Genomic DNA, 20355 nt, shown 5'->3' on the forward strand with positions numbered 1-20355 from the left:
TATTTTAGAACGACGGATGTAACCGGTGCGATTGAGTTGCCGGCGGGAACAGAGATGGTCATGCCAGGTGACAATGTATCGGTGACGGTGAATCTGATTGCACCAATTGCGATGGAGGAGGGTCTGCGTTTTGCCATCCGTGAGGGGGGTAGAACAGTCGGAGCCGGTGTGGTTGCTAAGATAATTGAATAATGTAAGTGAATAGGGCTGAATTTGTTGTTTGATAATAATAGCGTCAGCAGTGTAAATAATTAATTCAAGTCCTCAGGATCAGAATATGCAAAGTCAAAAAATAAGAATTCGCCTTAAAGCTTTTGATTATCGATTAATTGATAAGTCAGCTCTCGAAATCGTGGATACTGCAAAGAGAACGGGTGCGGTTGTAAGGGGCCCAGTGCCTCTGCCTACGCGAATAGAAAGATTTGACGTGCTTCGATCCCCTCATGTTAATAAAACGTCTCGAGATCAGTTTGAAATAAGAACGCATCTTAGGTTAATGGACATAATTGATCCAACAGATAAAACGGTTGATGCCCTAATGAAATTAGATTTGCCGGCTGGCGTAGATGTTGAAATCAAGCTTTAGCGCTTGGGTGATTTGAGTTAAGGGTAAAGCCCGGTTTAATTAAATAATAAGTGGCTTCAAAGGTTTAGGAAGAAATGATGAGTTTAGGTTTAATCGGTCAAAAGATAGGGATGACGCGAGTTTTTGCGGAAAATGGTGATAGTCTGCCTGTGACGGTAGTAGATGTATCTCGGAATCGAGTGACGCAGATTAAAACTCAAGAAACAGATGGATATTCTGCGGTTCAGTTGTCATTTGGCAAGAAAAGATCAGTTCGAGTTAATAAGCCTTTAGCTGGGCATTATTCTAAAGCTGGAGCTGAAGCGGGGAGTTTAATTAAAGAGTTTCGCGTAAATTCTGATGAAGATGTAGCTCATATAGAAAACGGGTCAATAATAGACATAGACCTGTTTCAAGCGGGCCAAAAAGTTGATGTGTCAGGAACTACCATTGGTAAAGGTTATGCGGGCACAATTAAAAGGCATAATTTTTCTTCTAATAGAGCTACGCACGGTAATTCTAAAGCACATAGAAAGCCGGGTTCTATCGGTATGGCACAGGATCCTGGTAGAATCTTCCCGGGGAAGCGTATGTCTGGGCAGATGGGTAATGTAAAAAGAACGGTCCAAAATCTTGAAATAGTTAAAGTTGATAAAGAAAGAAATTTGCTTCTAATAAAAGGCGCAATTCCGGGATCAAAGGGCGGTAAAGTTTTGATACGTCCAAGCATCAAGGTAAAACAATAAAATTAAAGGATAAGGTAGATAAGTAATGGATCTTAAGTTGATCAATGAGCAAAATCAAGAGGCTGGTAGCATGTCAGTCTCAGATTCTTTATTTGATAGGGAGTATAATGAAGCGCTTGTGCATCAAGTAATTACATCTTATCTATCTAATGCAAGAGCTGCTACTCGAGCGCAAAAAGGGCGTTCTGATGTTTCTAAGTCAACCCGTAAACCTTGGCGGCAAAAGGGAACGGGTAGGGCGCGAGTAGGCAGAGCTTCTAGCCCAATCTGGCGCGGTGGAGGTAAGGTTTTTCCAAATAGTCCGGATGAAAATTTTAGCAAAAAAATAAATAGAAAAATGTACCGCGCGGGTATGAGTGTTATATTATCAAAGCTAATACGGGATAAGAGATTAATTGTAATTGACTCATTTACAGTTAAGTCGCATAAAACGAAAGAATTGTCAGAAAAGCTGAAACAGTTCGGTATTGAAAATGTTCTACTAATAACACATGAAATGGAAGATAATCTGTATTTGTCTTCGCGAAATTTACCGAATACTTTGGCATTGGAAGCGGTTAGCACAGATCCGGTAAGTCTTTTGAAGTATAAGCAGACCATTGTTACTTCAGATAGCATCAAAAAATTTGAGGAATTATTTTCATGAACAAAACTGTGAGTAATTATGAGCGGTTGATGCAGGTGATTCATGCTCCATATATTTCTGAAAAGGGAACCTTTTTAGGAGAGGCATATAATCAGACAATTTTTCGGGTTGCTAAAGATGCGAGTAAAAGTGAAATAAAAGCAGCTATTGAATTTTTATGGAAAGAGCAAAAAATTGAAGTCGAAAAAGTACAAACCCTGAATGTAAAAGGTAAGAAAAAGAGATTTGGACGATTTTTGGGGCGACGTAGCAATTGGAAGAAAGCCATTGTGAGTATTAAAAAAGGCCAAGAACTGAGTTTTACGCACCTATCAAAAGCAGAGGGTAAATAATGGCGCTCATTAAGCTAAGACCTACATCGCCGGGAAGGCGCTCGGTAGTCCGACAGGTACAGAATGATTTGTACAAGGGTGAGCCATATAAGGCGCTGCTAGAGAAGCAGGCTAAAACAGCAGGACGTAATAATACTGGTAGAATTACTACTCGTCACAAAGGCGGCGGACACAAACAATTCTATCGTCTGATAGACTTCAAGCGGAATAAAGACAATATACCTGGAAAAGTCGAGAGGATAGAATATGATCCAAATCGTTCAGCTAATATTGCGTTGGTGTGTTATCGAGATGGCGAGAGAAAATATATTATCGCACCCAAGGGGTTGGTTCAAGGTAGCATAGTGACAAGTGGAAGCGGTGCACAGATAAAACCGGGTGATGCATTGCCGTTGCGTAACATTCCTGTTGGCACGGTCGTGCATTGTATTGAGCTAATGCCTGGTAAAGGTGCCCAACTTGCAAGATCAGCAGGTACATCTGCGCAATTACAAGCGAGAGATGGTAATTATGCTCAATTAAAATTGCGTTCAGGTGAAATTCGAAAAGTTCACATAAACTGTAGGGCAACTATCGGCGAGGTCAGCAACTCAGAGCATAATCTGAGGTCAATAGGAAAAGCTGGCGCCACAAGGTGGCGCGGGATTAGGCCGACAGTACGAGGAGTAGCGATGAATCCTGTAGATCACCCTCATGGTGGTGGTGAAGGTCGTACGTCAGGTGGGCGGCATCCTGTGAGTCCTTGGGGCGTGCCGGCAAAAGGTTATCGCACACGATCTAATAAACGTACAGAAACTATGATTGTAAGACATAGATATTCAAGAAAAGGTTAAAAATGGCAAGATCAATAAAAAAAGGACCTTTTGTTGATTCGCATCTGATCGCAAAAGTCGAAAAGGCACAAGATTCAAAAGATAAGCGCCCGATAAAAACATGGTCTAGAAGGTCAACTATCCTACCTGCTTTTATCGGAATGACTATTTCAGTCCATAACGGAAGGCAACATGTACCAATTTTTGTGACAGAAAATATGGTTGGTCATAAATTAGGTGAATTTGCGCAGACTAGAACATTTAAGGGTCATGCTGCAGATAAAAAAACAGGTAAACGTTAAGGTGCTGTCATAATGGAAACGCTAGCTAAATTAAAAGATGTGCGATTATCTGCACAAAAGGGACGATTAATTGCAGATCAAATTAGAGGTTTGCAGGTAGATAAGGCTATAAATATACTGGCATTTAGCACAAAAAAAGGCGCTGTTATAGTTCGTCAACTGCTTGAGTCTGCAATTGCAAATGCAGAACATAATAATGGTGCAGATATTGATGATCTAAAAATCTCCAGTATCTATGTCGATAGGGCCACATATATGCCACGCACAAGTGCGCGCGCAAAAGGGCGCGGTAATCGAATTATGAAGCCGACCTGTCATATTACAATTACGGTCGCTGATTAATACTGATTAGAATTTTTTAAAAAAGGCAATAATATTAATGGGTCAAAAAATACATCCAACTGGTTTTCGCCTATCTGTCCAACGAAACTGGTTGTCAAAATGGTATGCTAATAGCAGTGCGTTTGCAACTATGTTGAATGAAGATATTAAAGTTAGAAATTTTTTATCTAAAAAGCTTAAGCATGCATCTGTTGGTAGAGTTTTGATAGAACGACCATCAAAAAATGCCAGAATTACTATATATAGTGCTCGTCCTGGAGTGGTAATTGGGAAAAAAGGTGAGGACATAGAACTGCTGCGTGCAGAATTGCAAAAAAGAATGGGCGTTCCAGTTCATGTAAATATTGAAGAGATTAGAAAGCCTGAGCTTGATGCCCAGTTAATCGCAGATAACATAGCACAGCAATTAGAAAAAAGAATAATGTTTCGGCGTGCTATGAAAAGAGCGATGCAGAATGCCATGAGACTGGGTGCGCAAGGTATTAAAATAATGAGCTCTGGAAGATTGAATGGCATAGAAATTGCGCGAACAGAGTGGTATAGGGAGGGGAGAGTGCCTTTGCATACATTAAGAGCTGATTTAGACTATGCGACCTCAGAGGCACAAACAACTTATGGAATAATTGGTATAAAAGTCTGGATTTTTAAAGGTGAAGTTATTGGAAAGACGAATAGTACTCAATTAACCTCGCCCCATAGCGTAGAAACTGACAAGAAAAGGATCAGCAAAAAAGATAAGCTAGTTCCAGTAACAGAAAAGTCTGGAACAAAACAAGATTCTGGAGATAATGATGCTTCAACCAGCTAGAACGAAATATCGAAAACAACAAAAAGGAAGAAACACCGGGATAGCGACACGAGGGTCCAAGGTAAGTTTTGGCGAGTTTGGTTTGAAAGCAGTTGAGAGAGGGCGTATAACGGCACGACAAATCGAGGCTGCCAGGCGCGCAATGACGAGACATATCAAAAGAGGTGGTCGTATCTGGATCCGAATATTTCCAGATAAACCAATATCCCATAAACCAGCTGAAGTAAGAATGGGTAAGGGTAAAGGTAGTCCAGAATATTTTGTAGCTGAGATCAAGCCTGGAAAAATGTTATATGAAATGGATGGTGTAAACGAAGAATTAGCGCGAGAAGCTTTTCGCTTAGCAGCGGCTAAGTTGCCTATTCGAACAATATTTACAATTAGACAACTGGGTGGTTGATAATGAATAAGAGCGATATTCGAAATATGAATCTCACCGAGTTGAATACAGAATTACATTCCTTGTTAAGAGCACAGTTTGGTTTGAGAATGCAATTAGCGACACAGCAAATTTCAAACCCAAATCAATTAAAAAAAGTGAGAAGAGATATAGCGCGCGTTAAAACATTGATTACACAAAGAAATAATGAATTATGAGTACTGAAAAAATAAATCGTACCGTTAGTGGCAAAGTAACGAGTGATAAAACAAGTAAAACTGTTACCGTACTTGTTGACAGAAGAGTAAAGCATCCTTTGTATGGAAAAATAATCTCTCGATCCAAAAAATATCGTGTACATGATGAGACAAATGAAAGTCAAATTGGGGATATAGTATTAATTGAAGAATGCAGGCCAATTTCTAAAACTAAATCATGGCGTCTGGTTAAAATTATTACTCGTGCTGCGATAGCCTAACAAAATCTTTTTCGACATAAGTTTGCATAATTTACTATTAGTAAGTAAAATCACGCGCTGCATCCAAGTGAAGCCAAGAATATTAATTAAAATTATAAAAAAATCAACAAGAATTGTATGGCTTCAATTAAATTATAAAAACTTACAACGACATAAAATCAACTCTTAAATAAGTGAACTTATAATGATTCAAATGCAATCAATCCTGAAAGTTGCGGATAACACAGGTGCCAGATCCGTAATGTGCATTAAAGTACTTGGTGGATCAAAGCGACACTATGCAAGTATCGGAGATATAATAAAAATTAGTGTCAAAGATGCTGCGCCACGAGGCAGGGTTAAGAAGGGCGAAATTTATAATGCTGTTGTAGTTCGGACAGCTAAGGGTGTAAGGCGTGTAGATGGCTCTTTGTTAAAATTCGATAGTAATGCGGCTGTTCTGTTAAATAATAAATTTGAACCTATAGGTACACGGATATTTGGTCCGGTTACAAGAGAATTACGCACTGCAAAATTCATGAAAATTGTATCGTTGGCGCCCGAAGTTCTTTGAACACATTGGAATAAATTGATGAGAAAGATAAAAAAAGGTGATGATGTAATTATACTTGCCGGAAAAGATAGAGGGAAGAGAGGCACAGTAACGAAGTTGTCAGGTAGTTCAAGACTTCACGTGCAAGGTGTTAATTCAGTAAAAAAACATCAAAAACCCAATCCGTCTACTGGTTCCGCTGGTGGTATTGTTAATTTAGACTTGTCAATACATATTTCCAACGTGGCTATATATAACTTTGCATCTAAGAAACATGATCGCGTCGGTTTTGATTTTGACACTGACAACAAAAAAATTAGAGTGTTCAGATCAAGTGGCGAAAAAATTTAAACAATGAATAGAAAACAATGAGCCGCTTACAAGAATATTATAAAACGACAATAACCAAACAAATGACTAATGAGTTTGGTTATAAATCGATAATGGAAGTTCCGAAGATACTGAAAATTACTTTGAATATTGGTGTTGGTGAAGCAACTATAGATAAAAAAGTAATTGATTTTGCTGTTGCTGATCTTAAAAAAATCTCTGGCCAGCAGCCAGTAGTAACTCGAGCAAGAAAATCAATAGCTACTTTTAAAGTTCGCGAGGGATATCCGATAGGTTGCATGGTTACATTAAGAGGTGTGCGGATGTATGAGTTTCTAGATAGATTGATATCAATTGCCATTCCTAGAATTCGTGATTTTCGTGGAATCTCTTCTAAATCATTTGACGGCCGGGGAAATTATAATTTAGGCATTAAAGAGCAGCTAATATTTCCTGAGATTGATTATGATAAAATTGATGCGCTTAGAGGTTTGAATATCTCGATAAATACAACAGCTAAGAATGATAAAGAAGCAAAAGCACTTTTAGGTGCTTTTAACTTTCCATTTAAAAATTGAGTAAAAGATGGCAAAAATAGCTATTATCAACCGAAATAAAAAAAGACAGCAAATGGTTCTAAAATTTTTTGATCGACGAAAAATGTTGAATCATAAGATTAATAATATGTCACTTAGCGAAGATGAGAGGTATGAAGCTCGATTACAATTGCAAAATCTTCCACGCAATTCAAGTCCGGTAAGATTGCGTAATAGATGCTCAATAACTGGGCGTCCACGTGGTGTATACTCGAAATTCGGATTGGGTCGGACTAAACTGCGCGAAATAGCTATGAGTGGCAAGATCCCTGGCATTACTAAAGCTAGCTGGTAAAAAATAACCTAATTCGCAAATAAATTATTTATTAGAAGAGCATTAATCATGAGTATGAGTGACCCGATTGCAGATATGCTAACGCGTATACGTAATGCGCAAATGGCAAAGAAAACAACCGTTTGCTTTCCTTTTTCCAAAATTAAATCTGCAATAGCGTTAGTACTTAAAGATGAAGGATATATAGTAGATATAAACAAAAAGGCAAATGGTAGTCATAATACTATTGAAGTAACATTGAAATATTATGCTGGTGCTGGTGTAATTGAGAAAATTAACAGAGTAAGTAAACCGGGTTTGCGTATTTATAAGCCTGCATCTGCAATACCTGAGGTCATGAATGGATTGGGAATATCAATAATTTCTACGTCCAAAGGTGTTATGACAGGAAAAAAAGCGCAACAAGTCGGGGTCGGTGGTGAAATATTATGTGAAGTTGTGTGATAAAGGAAACAAAAATGTCACGAATTAGTAAAAATCCTGTCACAATTCCTTCCAACGTTGAAGTTAAATTAGAAGCGTCACGAGTAATTGTCAAGGGGCCAAATGGCACTTTAGAGCAAGCACTGAAGCCTCAAGTTCAATTAAAACAAGATAATAATCTTGTTTTAATTAGTTCTACTGATGAGTCTAAATTTTCTAATGCAATGTCAGGAACAATACGTTCTTTAGTTGCTAATATGGTTAAAGGTGTTGCAGAAGGCTTTGAAAAGAAATTGCTCCTTGTGGGAGTTGGTTATCGTGCACAATTGAGTGGTGATAATATAAATTTAAACTTGGGTTTTTCACATCCTGTTAGTTATCCAGTTCCCCAAGGTATAAAGATAGAAATTCCAACTCAAACCGAAATAATTATCAAAGGAATTGATAAGCAACAAGTTGGTCAAGTTGCTGCAGAAATTCGCTCGTTTAGACCACCCGAACCATACAAAGGTAAAGGTGTGCGCTATTCGGACGAAACAGTAATTCTGAAAGAAGCCAAGAAAAAATAAGACTAAGATAATATATTATGCAAAGCCTTAAATTAAATCGATTGAGAAGAGCTAAACAAACAAGGGTGAGAATTGCTAAACAGGGCACACCACGACTCTCTGTTTTTAGAACGAATCAACACATCTATGCCCAAATCATCGACGATCGAAATCATAAAACATTAACTGGGGCTTCGACGCTAGAGTCCGAAGTTAGAAATGAAGTAAGCCTCGGCGGTAACAAAGTGGCTGCAGCAATTATAGGTAAACGAATCGCGGAAAAAGCAAAAAAACTTGGTATCTCACAAGTAGCTTTTGATCGTTCGGGTTATAAATTTCATGGTCGTGTCAAAGTACTTGCAGAAGCCGCACGAGATAATGGATTAAAGTTTTAAATAATAGATATTATGGCAAAAAATTACAGTAAGAATAACCCGCAAGACGACGCTGGCCAAGATGATTTAAGAGAAAAGATGGTCTCGATAAATCGCGTCACTAAAGTAGTAAAAGGTGGACGTATACTAGGATTCGCAGCTTTAACAGTAGTTGGCGATGGAGATGGCGGCGTTGGAATGGGTAAAGGCAAGTCGAGAGAAGTGCCGGTTGCCGTACAAAAAGCAATGGATGAAGCTAAGCGTTCGATGATTAAAGTTAAACTAAAGAATGGTACAATATATCATCCGATTATCGGTAGGCACGGAGCTGCTCGGGTTTATATGCAACCTGCACCTGAAGGTACAGGTATTATAGCTGGTGGACCGATGAGGGCAATATTTGAAGTAATGGGCATGCATAATATTTTAGCAAAATGCATAGGTTCTACAAATCCGTATAATGTTGTTAGAGCAACATTGCAGGGACTTTATTCTATGAATACGCCTGCAATGATAGCGGCCAAACGTGGTAAATCAGTCGAAGAAATATTGGAACGATGATAGCTATGACAGATAAATTGCAGAAAACTATTAAAATTACCTTAATTAAAAGCTTAATAGGTACCAAAAAATCACATCGTTCGACCATAAAGGGATTGGGTTTGAGGCGAATTAACAGTCAGTCTGAATTAGAAAACACACCTGCTGTTCGTGGCATGATAGAAAAAGTTAAATATTTGGTTAAGTGTGAATAAAATGTTTTTAAATACAATTAAAACCTCAGATGGCGCCACTAGGCAAAGAAAAAGAGTTGGAAGAGGTGTCGGCAGTGGCGATGGAAAGACAGCGGGCAGAGGTCATAAGGGTCAAAAATCTCGAGCAGGTGGTTTTCATAAAGTTGGGTTTGAAGGCGGACAAATGCCTTTACATAGACGCCTGCCAAAAAGAGGCTTCAGTTCCCTTAAATCCAATAAAGTAGCTAGCCTGCGTTTGCATGCACTAGTAAACATCTCTGATTCACCTATAACCATCGCTACAATTAAAGACAAAGGATTAATTCCTGGTGGTATGAAACAAGTTAAATTATATCTAGCTATAAAGGATTCAATTAGTACAAAAATAGATTTAGAAGGTATAAAAGTTTCTAAAGGAGTAAAAAGAGAAATTGAAGCTGCTGGTGGCAGTGTCAAGTAAATAAAGGTATAAAATTGGCTAATAAAGGATTCTCACATAAACCTGTAGATAAGTTTGCCGACCTAAAACGTCGGCTTTGGTTTTTATTATTAGCACTAATTGTTTATAGAATTGGTGCGCATGTACCTGTGCCGGGTATTGATCCAAACGTATTGAAAGATTTATTTGAATCTCAACAAGGTGGCGTACTGGGCATGTTTAATATGTTCTCGGGCGGTGCGTTATCACGGTTTTCGATATTTGCATTAGGCATTATGCCATATATCTCAGCTTCTATTATTATGCAGCTTGGAACTGTTGCGGTTCCACATCTAGAAGCTTTGAAGAAAGAAGGCGAAAGCGGTCGTAGAAAGATAACCCAATATACAAGATATGGAACCTTAGTACTCGCTTTGGTACAAAGTTATGGTATCTCGATTGCTCTTCAATCTCAACCTGGGCTGGTTATTAACCCTGGATCAATGTTTGTCTTAACTACCGTAATTACATTAGTTACTGGTACAATTTTTCTAATGTGGTTAGGCGAGCAGATTACCGAACGCGGTATTGGAAATGGTATTTCACTAATAATATTTGCCGGGATAGCAGCTGGTTTACCGAGCGCGATTGGTGGTACGTTAGATTTGGTCAGTACTGGTTCAATGCATTTCCTGGTAGCTCTTTTCATCTTTATAGCCGCTGCTTTGGTAACTGGTTTTGTGGTTTTTGTCGAAAAAGGCCAGCGCAGAATTTTGGTCAATTATGCCAAAAGGCAAGTAGGTAAAAAGATCTATGGTGGACAAAGCTCCCATCTCCCTTTAAAACTTAATATGGCTGGTGTTATTCCACCTATTTTTGCTTCTAGTATAATTTTGTTTCCTGCGACCCTTGCTGGGTGGTTTGCTTCAGGTGAATCAATGATATGGTTGCGCGATATCAGTGCTGCTTTATCACCCGGTCAACCTTTCTACGTTTTTTTATATGCCACCATGATTATTTTCTTTTGTTTCTTTTACACTGCTCTAGTGTTTAATCCAAAAGAAACATCTGACAATTTAAAGAAAAGCGGTGCATTCATCCCTGGAATCAGACCGGGAGATCAAACTACTCGCTATATAGAGCGTATAATGTTGAGATTGACATTAACTGGATCTATTTATGTGACACTAGTTTGCTTGCTACCAGAATTTTTAATTTTAAAATGGAATGTACCTTTTTATTTTGGCGGTACTTCATTACTCATTATTGTCATAGTTACAATGGACTTCATGTCACAGGTTCAATCGCACGTTATGTCTTCTCAATATGATAGTTTATTAAAAAAAGCTAATTTGAAAGGTAGCAATGGACGACTCCCTGCTAGATAGAGATTAAACAAATAATGGCTAAGGAAGAGACTATACAGATGCAAGGTGAAGTGCTTGAAACTTTACCGAATGCTACGTTTAAAGTTAAATTAGAAAATGGACATGTAGTTTTAGGTCATATTTCGGGAAAAATGAGGATGCATTACATTAGAATTCTTCCTGGAGATAAGGTAACCGTTGATCTTACACCGTATGATTTGACAAGGGCACGAATTACCTTCAGAGCTAAATAAGAAAAACTAAGGAGATTAAATGAAAGTAATGGCATCAGTAAAAAAAATTTGTAGAAACTGTAAGATAATAAAACGAAATAGAGTGGTACGTGTAATTTGTACAGACCCGCGACACAAGCAAAGACAAGGTTAAGCCACTTAATTCATAATAGGTTATTTAATAAATGGCACGTATAGCAGGTGTAAATTTACCCAATCATCAACATGTGAATATTGCGTTAACGGCAATATATGGCATAGGCCGTACAACTTCATTACAAATATGTGATCAGGTTGGTATTGCATCCGACATTAAACTAAAGGAATTATCCGATCAACAATTGGATTTGCTGAGAGATCATATAGCAAAAATTGTAATCGAAGGTGACTTGCGGCGCGAAGTTTCGATGAATATTAAAAGATTGATGGATTTAGGTTGTTATAGAGGTTTTCGTCACAGAAAAGGTTTGCCTGTTAGAGGTCAAAGAACGAGAACGAATGCTCGAACCCGCAAGGGCCCTCGAAAAGCAATTCGAGCAAGATAAATATAAGTTGATCTTTTTAGGATAAAATCATGGTTAAATCAAATGTCCGTACAAGAAAAAAAATAAAAAAAAATGTGTCTGAGGGAATTGCGCATATACATGCTTCCTTTAATAATACTATTGTAACGATTACAGACAGACAAGGAAATGCATTGTCTTGGGCTACCTCAGGTGGGGCTGGATTTAAAGGATCTAGAAAAAGCACTCCTTTTGCTGCTCAAGTTGCTGCTGAGATTGCAAGTAAGGTTGCAATCGAATGCGGCGTTAAAAACCTAGAAGTTAAAATTAAGGGACCTGGACCAGGAAGGGATTCTGCTGTAAGAGCACTAAATGGCGCTGGTTTTAAAATAATAAGTATCTCAGATGTAACATCTGTACCTCATAATGGGTGTCGACCACCTAAAAAACGTCGTATTTAAGGAGAACCCTTTGGCTAGATATCTTGAATCCAAATGCAAATTGTGTCGCCGTGAAGGTGAGAAGCTCTTTTTAAAAGGAGAGAAATGTTTTACGGACAAATGTGCAATTGATCGTAGAAATTACCCGCCTGGTCAGCACGGACAAAAAAAATCGCGTATATCGGACTATGGTGTTCAATTACGTGAGAAACAAAAAATAAGACGTATATACGGCATTTTTGAGAAGCAATTCAGAATTATATATAAAAATGCTGATAGACAACGTGGCGTCACAGGCGATAACTTGTTGCAACAATTGGAAAGTCGCTTGGACAATGTGGTTTACTTAATGGGATTTGGTTCTTCGCGTGCTGAGTCGCGTCAAATCATTCGGCACAATAGTATACTCGTCAACGGAAGTAGAGTTAATATACCTTCATATATCGTAGAACCCGGTGATACAATCGCTGTTGACCAAAAATCGAGCGATCAATTGCGGATAAAAGCCTCACTTCAAGCTGCAGATAACCGTGGATATCCCTCTTGGATTGAAGTCGATATAAAAGGAATGAAAGGAACCTTTAAAAATAAACCTGATCGCTCTGACTTACCTTCAACTATTAACGAATCTTTAGTAGTTGAGTTGTATTCCAAGTAGTAAATTTTAATATCACTTTCTTTAAGGTCATTAAATGCAAGGTAATGATATATTAACACCACGTATTATAGATGTTCAGAATATATCACCATTACATGCTAAAGTTGTAATGGAGCCATTTGAAAGGGGATACGGATATACACTAGGTAATGCTTTACGTAGAATATTATTATCGTCTATGTCGGGCTACGCTCCAACCGAAGTTAAAATAGCTGGTGTCGTACACGAATATTCCACTTTAGATGGCGTTCAGGAAGATGTTGTAGATGTATTACTTAACATTAAGGGTATTGTACTTAAATTACATAATTCAGAAGAAGTTACGTTAAGACTTTCCAAGTCTGGTAAAGGTGTTGTCACAGCAAATGATATCGCATCAAGTCATGATGTTGAAATATTAAATCCTGATCATGTGATTGCACATTTGACGACTGGGGGAAAGCTTGATTTACAGCTTAAGATATCCCGTGGTAGAGGATATGTTCCTGCTACCACTCGGAAAATTTCTCAAGAAGAAAAGAGTATTGGCACTATAATACTTGATGCATCTTTTAGCCCGATACGACGTGTTAGTTATACTGTTGAAAGTGCCAGAGTTGAGCAAAGAACAGATCTTGATAAACTCATAATGGATATTGAAACTAATGGGGTTGTAGATCCTGAAGAAGCTATTCGATACGCAGCAAGAGTATTAGTGCAACAACTATCTGTATTTGCAGATTTAGAAAGCACCCCGATACCTACAGAGCAACCTATCATTCCACAAATTGATCCTGTTTTGTTAAGACCAGTAGATGACCTAGAATTGACAGTGCGTTCCGCCAATTGTTTGAAGGTTGAGAATATTTATTATATTGGTGATCTAATACAACGTACTGAGGCAGAGCTATTACGTACCCCTAATCTTGGGAGAAAATCTCTTAATGAGATTAAAGAAGTACTTGCTGCTCGTGAACTTACACTAGGTATGAAATTAGATAATTGGCCACCTGCAAATTTAGAGAATTTAACTAAGGACATTAATCATGCGTCATCATAACGCTTTTCGTAAACTAAACAGATCAAGCAGTCACAGAGCTGCAATGTTTCGCAATATGACAAATTCACTTTTGCGTCATGAAATTATAAAAACCACGTTACCAAAAGCGAAAGAATTAAGAGGGTACGCCGAACCCATGATAACGCTTGGTAAGAATTCTAACTTCTCCAATAAAAGACGTGCATTCAACAAGTTACGAGATCGTGAAATCGTTACAAAGTTATTTTCTGAATTAGGCCCTCGCTATGCCACTCGACCCGGTGGATATATAAGGATCTTAAAGTACGGATTCAGAAAAGGTGATAATGCCCCAATGGCATTGGTTGAATTGGTGGATCGGCCTATTGAAGAAACTGCTATAACCGACGTAAAAGAAGAAGATCAATAACACAGTTGTTGTCTCTAAGTGCACAAACAACTTAATTTTTCGATTACTTAGAATACTATCGGACAGGAGGATTCACTCCTATAGATCACTTAGTGCAGACTTAAGTTGTACTAATCTAACCTTATTTAAACTCATTCAACATTCTTCGAACTTGGATATTCATATAATTCAAGTTCGAGGACTTGGTTTATGTTGGTTACGACCATTTGAATGGATTAGTGAAAGCAAAATTAGATCATATTCAAATGTCTCCCTTCTAAATTACAATATATCAATATTTGATTTTTTAGACTCCACAAACAGTTACCTCTTAAGAAATAAGTCATGCTATATAGCCGACGAACGTACTCCTGTAGTAGTTACTGAACTACAATCGAGTGGCCGCGGGACTCATAATAGAGGCTGGTTTTCTAATTTAGGTGGTTCACTCACTTTTTCTATATTGTGGCGATTTGAGCGTAGCATAAAACATTTGTCGTCTCTTAGTTTGGTACTTGGCGTCTGTCTTGTAAGAGTATTTCAAAAGCTATCCCTCGATAAAGTTCAATTAAAATGGCCTAATGATGTCTTGTATAATAAACGTAAATTTGCTGGAATTCTGATTGAATGTTCCACTAATAGTGATGGTTCCATAACTGCAATCATTGGCATAGGTGTAAATCTTAAATTAGCTTCACATATACCAGATAGTATCAATCATTCTGTAACTGATCTGTATCATATTTCTGGTAAGTTCTATAGTCGTAACCGGATATTAGCCTTGCTATTGAGTGAGCTTGATTCAGTTTTACAAGCTTTCGAAAATGAAGGCTTTAGGATTTTTCGCAATGAATGGGAAAGCTTTCATGCATATCAAGGACAGAATGTGGTTTTACATCTGCCTGACCAATACCCTATTGAAGGTATTGTTGAAGGTGTTGCAGATGATGGCACCTTGTTTCTTATTACTTCTTCCGGTCGACAACAATTTGCTATTGGCGAAATCAGCTTAAGAGTTATAGTCTAAAATGTTTTCTCTACTTGCGATTGATTCTGGTAATTCTTATCTTAAATGGGCTTATTTTGAAAATAATCAATGTATAAGTCATAATAAAATTCTAAATCAAGAGATTACGCAACTATCAGATTCGTTTTCATCATTAAAACAACCTGACCTCATCCTCATTTCTCAGGTATCAGATCAACGAATAAAAGATCAGATATCTTCTTTTTTTAAAAATTGGGGTAGTGAGCCGCGTTGGATTTATCCCCTGACCAAACAATGCGGTGTGACTAATAACTATGATAATCCTGGTCAGCTTGGCAGTGATCGCTGGGCCTCTTTAATTGCTGCGTGGCATAAATATCATGCGTCTTGTCTGGTTGTTAATATAGGTACAGCTATGACCGTTGATGCACTATCTAATGATGGAGTTTTTCTGGGTGGAATAATCCTCCCCGGCCCACATTTAATGTGGAATAGTGTTCTATTAAATACGCAAATATTTAACAATAACGATGATTACCGATATGAAATTTTCCCAGTAGAAACTAAGAATGCTCTTTACAGCGGTATTATTCAATCGTTAGTGGGATCTATAGAAAGAATGAGACATTTGTTTCATTTGAACCACGGCAGTCCCCCAAAAAATTGCATTATCAGTGGTGGTGGAGTTGCTGATATACTTCCCCATTTTGATTTTGAATATACGTTTATTGATAATTTAGTTTTAGAGGGATTAAATATTATTGCCAATGACATGAAAATTGCCAACCAAGCGTAAAGTGGAATATGTCTTTATTCAAAGAAGCATCATTTTACATTTCAGTGAACAAATTAATCGATTTGCCCTTGCATGATGGCGTTGAAATTGCCTTTGCAGGTCGTTCTAATGCAGGTAAATCCAGTGTAATTAATACACTGACAAGTCATAAGAAACTTGCTTTTGTTAGTAAAACCCCAGGGCGAACACAACTTATTAACTTTTATCAACTTCGTTCCGATCTTTTTCTGGTAGATTTACCAGGTTATGGTTACGCGAAGGTTCCAATTGAAATACGGAATCACTGGAAATCCCTTCTCAGCAATTATTTACAAACCCGCAAAGAATTACTTGGGCTTGTCTTGATAATGGATATTCGTCATCCTTTAAAAGACTTGGATTTACAAATGCTGAACTGGTTTACAATAACCGATAAGTCAGTACATATTATGTTGACAAAAGCCGACAAATTAAGTCGGCAGCAAGCTAATATTACACTTAACAAGGTTACAGATTTTTTGGTTCTACATTATCCAGCAGTAAGTGTCCAATTGTTTTCAAGTACAAAAACGGTGGGTGTGGAAGAGGCAAACAGGACAATTAAAAGCTGGGTTGACAAGAACCCCAAACAGTTAGATTAGCATCAGGCATTTACGTATATGTAATATAAAAACCCCCGGTTAAAAAGGGGAGCAAAACCGGGGGGAACCGCCTTAATATCACATAAGACCCTGTCACAGGGAGATAAGACAGGGCACAAACTAATTATGCTCATTTAGAAGACAATGCAATTACAATACAAGTTCCTTAAAAATTACTATTTATTCGAGAATATGAATAATGATTAATTCAAATGCTCAGTTTCCGCAAAAAAGAATGCGGCGTTTACGGCGTAGAGATTTTTCACGCCGACTTGTTCAGGAAAATCAACTTCATGCATGTGATTTTATTTATCCTGTCTTTGTCTTGGATGGATCCCAACGAGAAGAAAAAGTTGCGTCAATGCCTGGAATTGTCAGGCAAAGTGGTGATCTTTTGATGGCTCAGGCCGAACGTTGTTTACACCTGGGCATTCCTGCAATAGCAATTTTTCCTGTGATTGAAACGCACTTAAAAAGTGTTTTAGCTATTGAAGCATATAATCCAGATGGATTAGTTCCGAGGATTGTAAGGCAATTAAAGAAAAACTTTCCCGAATTAGGTATTGTAACGGATATTGCATTGGATCCTTATACCAGTCATGGTCAGGATGGATTAATTGACGAAACCGGTTATGTCTTAAATGATGAGACAATAGAAGTGCTTTGTAAGCAAGCGTTAACACATGCAGAATCAGGTGCAGATGTTGTGGCACCCTCGGATATGATGGATGGACGTGTTGGCGCTATTAGGAAAACGCTTGACCAAAATCAGCATATCCATACAAGTATTTTGGCGTATTCAGCAAAATATGCTTCTAGTTTTTATGGTCCATTTAGAGATGCGGTTGGATCAGCCGCTAGTTTAGGTGGAGGAAATAAATATACTTACCAAATGGACCCAGCTAATACCAATGAAGCGCTATGGGAAGTTGGGCTTGATTTAGCCGAAGGTGCGGACATGGTCATGATAAAACCAGGTATGCCATATTTAGATATTATACGACGGGTAAAAGATCAGTTTAAAGCACCGACCTTTGTTTACCAAGTCAGCGGTGAATATGCCATGTTTAAAGCAGCCGCAAATAACGGCTGGTTGAATGAGGAAGCATGTGTGTTGGAGTCTTTACTATCTTTTAAACGGGCTGGCGCTGATGCAATTTTAACTTACTATGCACTTGAAGCCGCCGGTTGGCTTAAAAAATAAAAACTAATTCTTTTAGTAGTATTATTCTCCCGGTCAGTCAATATATAGAGACCAGTGCACATTATGCGTCTGGTGTATTGGCCGTTTAAAAGTGACCGCCCACCATTCGATGGTATACTAAAATAATTGATCCCTTAAGCTTTGAGTTGTTTCACCTAGGCCATCTAAATCCTCATTGGATAATGGCGGTAGTTGTTCACGAAAAAAGTATTCAGGAATGCCGTTTGATAATACTCTCAGGCCGGTTTCCGGATTAATTCTTTCTGCAACAATGCCTTCTGGTGGATTATATTTGGCAATAGGCTCTTCTTTTAGCGCCGTGCTCATATACTGCATCCAGATCGGTAAGGCAACACGTCCTCCAGTTTCATTTTTCCCGAGTGACTGAGGTTCGTCATACCCTATCCATGCAACCGCCACCAGGTTTTTTTGAAAGCCGCAAAACCAAGCATCTACAAAATTGCTGGTGGTGCCCGTTTTTCCCGCTAGGTCTGAGCGGCCCAGTTGTTTTGCTCTGACGGCTGTCCCATAGTTGATGACATCCTGCATCATACTTGTCATAATAAAAGCATTGCGGGGGTCAATGACTCGTGGGGCATCGTTTGAAGCGGTTGCTGGTCGTGTTTGTTCATAAATATTTCCATTTTCATCTTCTATACGTTTGATGAAATAGGGTTCTATCCGAAAACCTTCATTGGCAAATACAGCATATCCCGCTGCCATTTGCATTGCAGTTACCGAACCTGAGCCCAATGACATTGGTAAATACGGTGGATGTTTATCTGCGTCAAAGCCAAATCGCGTGATGTAATCTTGTGCATACTGCAAATCGATAGCTTGTAAGATTCGGATTGACGCTAGATTTTTAGATTTTGCTAGTGCCTCTCGCATACGCATAGGTCCGCCATATTTGCCGTCAAAATTTCTAGGTTCCCATAATTTACTTCCGGTTTGTGAAGCACTGAAAGAAAGCGGCGCATCATTAATGATAGTTGCGGCGGTAAATCCCTTTTCTAATGAAGCAGAATAAATAAATGGTTTGAAACTTGAGCCGGGTTGTCGCCATGCTTGTGTGACATGGTTAAACTGATTTCGATGAAAATCAAAACCGCCGATTAATGCTCGAATTGCGCCGTCGTGTGAATTTATGGAAACTAATGCTGCTTCGACTTTGGGTAGTTGTACCACATGCCATATCTTTTTTGCGTCTTGTTGAATACGTATCACTGCGCCGGGGCTGATATGTTTTTTCTCGGCAGATTTTTTTTCAGCGAGGTATTTTGCTACAAATTTAAGACCTTCTGTTTTAATTTGTATAATTTCACCTCCCTTTTTGTAGGCTTGTATTTCGGTATTCTTTACAATCAATGCGATTGCTGGGATTATGTCATCACTTTCGTTGAAATCATCCAGCGCTTCTTCAAGTGCTTTTTCTTGATTTTTTTCGTATTTCTGTAAATCAATATATGCTTCTGGACCGCGATATCCTCGACGCTTGTCATATTCCAGCACATTGGAGCGTATTGCCTGATATGCGGCATGCTGATCTCGATGTCGAATTGTTGTGTAAACTCTGATCCCTCTGGTATAGGCTTCTTCATTAAAACGTTCATAAACAACTTGTCTGGCCATTTCAGCAACATAATCAGCCGGCATGACGAATTCTCTGGACTGTTTTACAACAGGCACGGGTTGCTTCTCTAACTGCTTGAATTCTTGTTCAGAAATATGGTTGAGTTTATACAAACGACCAAGGACATAAAGTTGTCTTGTTTTAGCGCGTTTGGGGTTAACCACGGGGTTAAAGCTGGAAGGTGCTTTTGGTAATCCGGCCAGCATTGCGGCCTCAGCTATACTAATATCCTGCAGTGATTTGCCAAAATAAGTTTGTGCAGCTGCTGCAAAACCATAGCTGCGCTGACCAAGATAAATCTGATTAATATAAAGTTCTAAAATCTTATCTTTGCTCAAGTTGTGTTCAATTTTAAAAGCCAGCAACGCTTCACTAAATTTTCTTGTTAATGTTTTTTCTCTTGTTAAAAAAAAGTTTCGCGCGACTTGCATTGTGATTGTGCTGGCCCCCTGACGGACACCACCAGCTGCAAAATTAGAATATGCGGCACGCAGAACACCTAAATAATCCACACCGCCATGTTCATAGAAACGATCGTCTTCAGCGGCAAGGATGGCTTGTTTAAGTTGTGAAGGGACTTCATCAATGGTGACTAGATTGCGGCGCTCGGCACCAAATTCGCCGATTAAAAAACCTTCTTCGCTATATATCCGTAATGGTATTTTGGGGCGGTAATCGGTTAATGCATTAAGGGAAGGCAACGAAGAGAACGTAACAAGCGCGGCAAAAAAAAGCAGCAGTATGCTGACCACACTTAATGCCAAGATAGTGATGAAAGAAGAATAAAGCCAGCGGGATATCATGAAAGTAAATTCAAAATTTTGAACAAAATTTATTTAAAACAGTT

At 38.5% G+C, this 20355-nt stretch carries 35 protein-coding genes; 34 read left to right on the forward strand and 1 reads right to left on the reverse strand.

From position 1 onward, the window contains the following. The 34 genes from C8R11_RS00005 to hemB all read left to right on the forward strand — a co-directional run. Nucleotides 1-192 (forward strand): EF-Tu C-terminal domain-related protein (locus tag C8R11_RS00005; RefSeq protein ID WP_483406938.1); only part of this gene is annotated, 192 nt, incomplete at its 5' end. A gap of 85 nt (nucleotides 193-277) precedes the next feature. Continuing rightward, nucleotides 278-586 (forward strand): 30S ribosomal protein S10, encoded by a 309-nt coding sequence (gene rpsJ, locus C8R11_RS00010; protein WP_090697743.1) that lies wholly within the window; start codon nucleotides 278-280, stop codon nucleotides 584-586. A gap of 77 nt (nucleotides 587-663) precedes the next feature. Further along, nucleotides 664-1311, forward strand: a complete 648-nt coding sequence (rplC, locus tag C8R11_RS00015; RefSeq protein ID WP_107793925.1) for a 50S ribosomal protein L3 — start codon at nucleotides 664-666, stop codon at nucleotides 1309-1311. 25 nt (nucleotides 1312-1336) lie between these two features. Then, on the forward strand, nucleotides 1337-1957 hold the full coding sequence (gene rplD / locus C8R11_RS00020; protein ID WP_107793926.1) for a 50S ribosomal protein L4: 621 nt from the start codon (nucleotides 1337-1339) through the stop codon (nucleotides 1955-1957). Further along, nucleotides 1954-2289 carry a 50S ribosomal protein L23 gene (rplW, locus tag C8R11_RS00025; RefSeq protein ID WP_181258109.1) on the forward strand — a complete coding sequence of 112 codons (336 nt, stop codon included), beginning with the start codon at nucleotides 1954-1956 and terminating at the stop codon, nucleotides 2287-2289. Before rplD ends, rplW begins: the two co-directional genes overlap by 4 nt. Next, nucleotides 2289-3122 (forward strand): 50S ribosomal protein L2, encoded by an 834-nt coding sequence (gene rplB / locus C8R11_RS00030; RefSeq protein ID WP_107793927.1) that lies wholly within the window; start codon nucleotides 2289-2291, stop codon nucleotides 3120-3122. Before rplW ends, rplB begins: the two co-directional genes overlap by 1 nt. A 2-nt stretch (nucleotides 3123-3124) precedes the next feature. Next, on the forward strand, nucleotides 3125-3403 hold the full coding sequence (gene rpsS, locus C8R11_RS00035; protein ID WP_090697751.1) for a 30S ribosomal protein S19: 279 nt from the start codon (nucleotides 3125-3127) through the stop codon (nucleotides 3401-3403). A 12-nt stretch (nucleotides 3404-3415) separates the two neighbouring features. Continuing rightward, complete coding sequence (rplV, locus tag C8R11_RS00040) at nucleotides 3416-3745, forward strand: 50S ribosomal protein L22 (protein WP_107793928.1); 330 nt, start codon at nucleotides 3416-3418, stop codon at nucleotides 3743-3745. Nucleotides 3746-3782: 37 nt separating this feature from the next. After that, nucleotides 3783-4553 carry a 30S ribosomal protein S3 gene (gene rpsC, locus C8R11_RS00045; protein WP_107793929.1) on the forward strand — a complete coding sequence of 257 codons (771 nt, stop codon included), beginning with the start codon at nucleotides 3783-3785 and terminating at the stop codon, nucleotides 4551-4553. Continuing rightward, the gene (gene rplP / locus C8R11_RS00050; protein WP_090697758.1) at nucleotides 4537-4953 is read left to right on the forward strand and encodes a 50S ribosomal protein L16; all 417 of its coding nucleotides are present in this window, start codon (nucleotides 4537-4539) and stop codon (nucleotides 4951-4953) included. Before rpsC ends, rplP begins: the two co-directional genes overlap by 17 nt. 2 nt (nucleotides 4954-4955) lie before the next feature. Then, a complete protein-coding gene (gene rpmC / locus C8R11_RS00055; RefSeq protein WP_090697760.1) occupies nucleotides 4956-5150 on the forward strand; it encodes a 50S ribosomal protein L29 in 195 nt (64 codons plus the stop codon). Further along, on the forward strand, nucleotides 5147-5410 hold the full coding sequence (gene rpsQ / locus C8R11_RS00060) for a 30S ribosomal protein S17 (protein ID WP_090697762.1): 264 nt from the start codon (nucleotides 5147-5149) through the stop codon (nucleotides 5408-5410). The genes rpmC and rpsQ overlap by 4 nt, the downstream gene beginning before the upstream one ends. Before the next feature lie 184 nt (nucleotides 5411-5594). After that, the gene (rplN, locus tag C8R11_RS00065; protein ID WP_090697764.1) at nucleotides 5595-5963 is read left to right on the forward strand and encodes a 50S ribosomal protein L14; all 369 of its coding nucleotides are present in this window, start codon (nucleotides 5595-5597) and stop codon (nucleotides 5961-5963) included. Between the two features lie 18 nt (nucleotides 5964-5981). After that, on the forward strand, nucleotides 5982-6293 hold the full coding sequence (gene rplX / locus C8R11_RS00070; RefSeq protein ID WP_107793930.1) for a 50S ribosomal protein L24: 312 nt from the start codon (nucleotides 5982-5984) through the stop codon (nucleotides 6291-6293). Nucleotides 6294-6310: 17 nt separating this feature from the next. After that, nucleotides 6311-6850: a 50S ribosomal protein L5 gene (rplE, locus tag C8R11_RS00075; protein WP_090697769.1), complete on the forward strand. Its 540-nt coding sequence runs from the start codon at nucleotides 6311-6313 to the stop codon at nucleotides 6848-6850. Between the two features lie 7 nt (nucleotides 6851-6857). Continuing rightward, the gene (rpsN, locus tag C8R11_RS00080) at nucleotides 6858-7163 is read left to right on the forward strand and encodes a 30S ribosomal protein S14 (RefSeq protein WP_107793931.1); all 306 of its coding nucleotides are present in this window, start codon (nucleotides 6858-6860) and stop codon (nucleotides 7161-7163) included. Between the two features lie 48 nt (nucleotides 7164-7211). Beyond that, nucleotides 7212-7607, forward strand: coding sequence for a 30S ribosomal protein S8 (gene rpsH, locus C8R11_RS00085; protein ID WP_090697773.1), 396 nt, complete (start codon nucleotides 7212-7214; stop codon nucleotides 7605-7607). Between the two features lie 14 nt (nucleotides 7608-7621). After that, the gene (gene rplF / locus C8R11_RS00090) at nucleotides 7622-8155 is read left to right on the forward strand and encodes a 50S ribosomal protein L6 (protein ID WP_107793932.1); all 534 of its coding nucleotides are present in this window, start codon (nucleotides 7622-7624) and stop codon (nucleotides 8153-8155) included. Between the two features lie 17 nt (nucleotides 8156-8172). Then, a complete protein-coding gene (rplR, locus tag C8R11_RS00095) occupies nucleotides 8173-8529 on the forward strand; it encodes a 50S ribosomal protein L18 (RefSeq protein WP_107793933.1) in 357 nt (118 codons plus the stop codon). Between the two features lie 12 nt (nucleotides 8530-8541). Beyond that, nucleotides 8542-9069: a 30S ribosomal protein S5 gene (gene rpsE / locus C8R11_RS00100; RefSeq protein WP_107793934.1), complete on the forward strand. Its 528-nt coding sequence runs from the start codon at nucleotides 8542-8544 to the stop codon at nucleotides 9067-9069. A 5-nt stretch (nucleotides 9070-9074) separates the two neighbouring features. Beyond that, on the forward strand, nucleotides 9075-9263 hold the full coding sequence (gene rpmD / locus C8R11_RS00105; RefSeq protein WP_219908503.1) for a 50S ribosomal protein L30: 189 nt from the start codon (nucleotides 9075-9077) through the stop codon (nucleotides 9261-9263). Nucleotide 9264: 1 nt separating this feature from the next. After that, nucleotides 9265-9702: a 50S ribosomal protein L15 gene (gene rplO, locus C8R11_RS00110; RefSeq protein WP_107793936.1), complete on the forward strand. Its 438-nt coding sequence runs from the start codon at nucleotides 9265-9267 to the stop codon at nucleotides 9700-9702. Between the two features lie 14 nt (nucleotides 9703-9716). Beyond that, nucleotides 9717-11048 carry a preprotein translocase subunit SecY gene (secY, locus tag C8R11_RS00115; protein WP_107793937.1) on the forward strand — a complete coding sequence of 444 codons (1332 nt, stop codon included), beginning with the start codon at nucleotides 9717-9719 and terminating at the stop codon, nucleotides 11046-11048. A 14-nt stretch (nucleotides 11049-11062) separates the two neighbouring features. Continuing rightward, entirely contained in the window at nucleotides 11063-11281 is a 219-nt protein-coding gene (infA, locus tag C8R11_RS00120) for a translation initiation factor IF-1 (RefSeq protein ID WP_107793938.1), read from the forward strand. A gap of 19 nt (nucleotides 11282-11300) precedes the next feature. After that, nucleotides 11301-11414, forward strand: a complete 114-nt coding sequence (gene rpmJ, locus C8R11_RS00125; RefSeq protein ID WP_090697790.1) for a 50S ribosomal protein L36 — start codon at nucleotides 11301-11303, stop codon at nucleotides 11412-11414. A 31-nt stretch (nucleotides 11415-11445) separates the two neighbouring features. After that, nucleotides 11446-11805 carry a 30S ribosomal protein S13 gene (rpsM, locus tag C8R11_RS00130; RefSeq protein ID WP_107793939.1) on the forward strand — a complete coding sequence of 120 codons (360 nt, stop codon included), beginning with the start codon at nucleotides 11446-11448 and terminating at the stop codon, nucleotides 11803-11805. A gap of 29 nt (nucleotides 11806-11834) precedes the next feature. Then, nucleotides 11835-12224, forward strand: a complete 390-nt coding sequence (gene rpsK, locus C8R11_RS00135) for a 30S ribosomal protein S11 (protein ID WP_107793940.1) — start codon at nucleotides 11835-11837, stop codon at nucleotides 12222-12224. A 10-nt stretch (nucleotides 12225-12234) separates the two neighbouring features. Further along, a complete protein-coding gene (gene rpsD / locus C8R11_RS00140) occupies nucleotides 12235-12861 on the forward strand; it encodes a 30S ribosomal protein S4 (protein WP_090697796.1) in 627 nt (208 codons plus the stop codon). Between the two features lie 34 nt (nucleotides 12862-12895). After that, the gene (locus C8R11_RS00145; RefSeq protein WP_107793941.1) at nucleotides 12896-13900 is read left to right on the forward strand and encodes a DNA-directed RNA polymerase subunit alpha; all 1005 of its coding nucleotides are present in this window, start codon (nucleotides 12896-12898) and stop codon (nucleotides 13898-13900) included. Further along, nucleotides 13887-14288 (forward strand): 50S ribosomal protein L17, encoded by a 402-nt coding sequence (gene rplQ, locus C8R11_RS00150; RefSeq protein WP_090697803.1) that lies wholly within the window; start codon nucleotides 13887-13889, stop codon nucleotides 14286-14288. The genes C8R11_RS00145 and rplQ overlap by 14 nt, the downstream gene beginning before the upstream one ends. A gap of 151 nt (nucleotides 14289-14439) precedes the next feature. Continuing rightward, a complete protein-coding gene (locus C8R11_RS00155; RefSeq protein WP_181258110.1) occupies nucleotides 14440-15294 on the forward strand; it encodes a biotin--[acetyl-CoA-carboxylase] ligase in 855 nt (284 codons plus the stop codon). Between the two features lies 1 nt (nucleotide 15295). Then, nucleotides 15296-16051, forward strand: coding sequence for a type III pantothenate kinase (locus tag C8R11_RS00160; protein WP_107793943.1), 756 nt, complete (start codon nucleotides 15296-15298; stop codon nucleotides 16049-16051). 8 nt (nucleotides 16052-16059) lie between these two features. Beyond that, a complete protein-coding gene (yihA, locus tag C8R11_RS00165; protein WP_107793944.1) occupies nucleotides 16060-16671 on the forward strand; it encodes a ribosome biogenesis GTP-binding protein YihA/YsxC in 612 nt (203 codons plus the stop codon). Between the two features lie 199 nt (nucleotides 16672-16870). Further along, nucleotides 16871-17875, forward strand: a complete 1005-nt coding sequence (gene hemB / locus C8R11_RS00170; RefSeq protein WP_425320571.1) for a porphobilinogen synthase — start codon at nucleotides 16871-16873, stop codon at nucleotides 17873-17875. Between the two features lie 117 nt (nucleotides 17876-17992). Here the strand turns inward: hemB and C8R11_RS00175 are convergent, their stop codons facing one another. Further along, nucleotides 17993-20311 carry a penicillin-binding protein 1A gene (locus C8R11_RS00175; RefSeq protein ID WP_107793945.1) on the reverse strand — a complete coding sequence of 773 codons (2319 nt, stop codon included), beginning with the start codon at nucleotides 20309-20311 and terminating at the stop codon, nucleotides 17993-17995. Nucleotides 20312-20355 lie beyond the last annotated feature (44 nt).

The organism is Nitrosomonas aestuarii, from assembly GCF_003046585.1.
GTDB classification, from domain to species: Bacteria; Pseudomonadota; Gammaproteobacteria; order Burkholderiales; family Nitrosomonadaceae; genus Nitrosomonas; species Nitrosomonas aestuarii.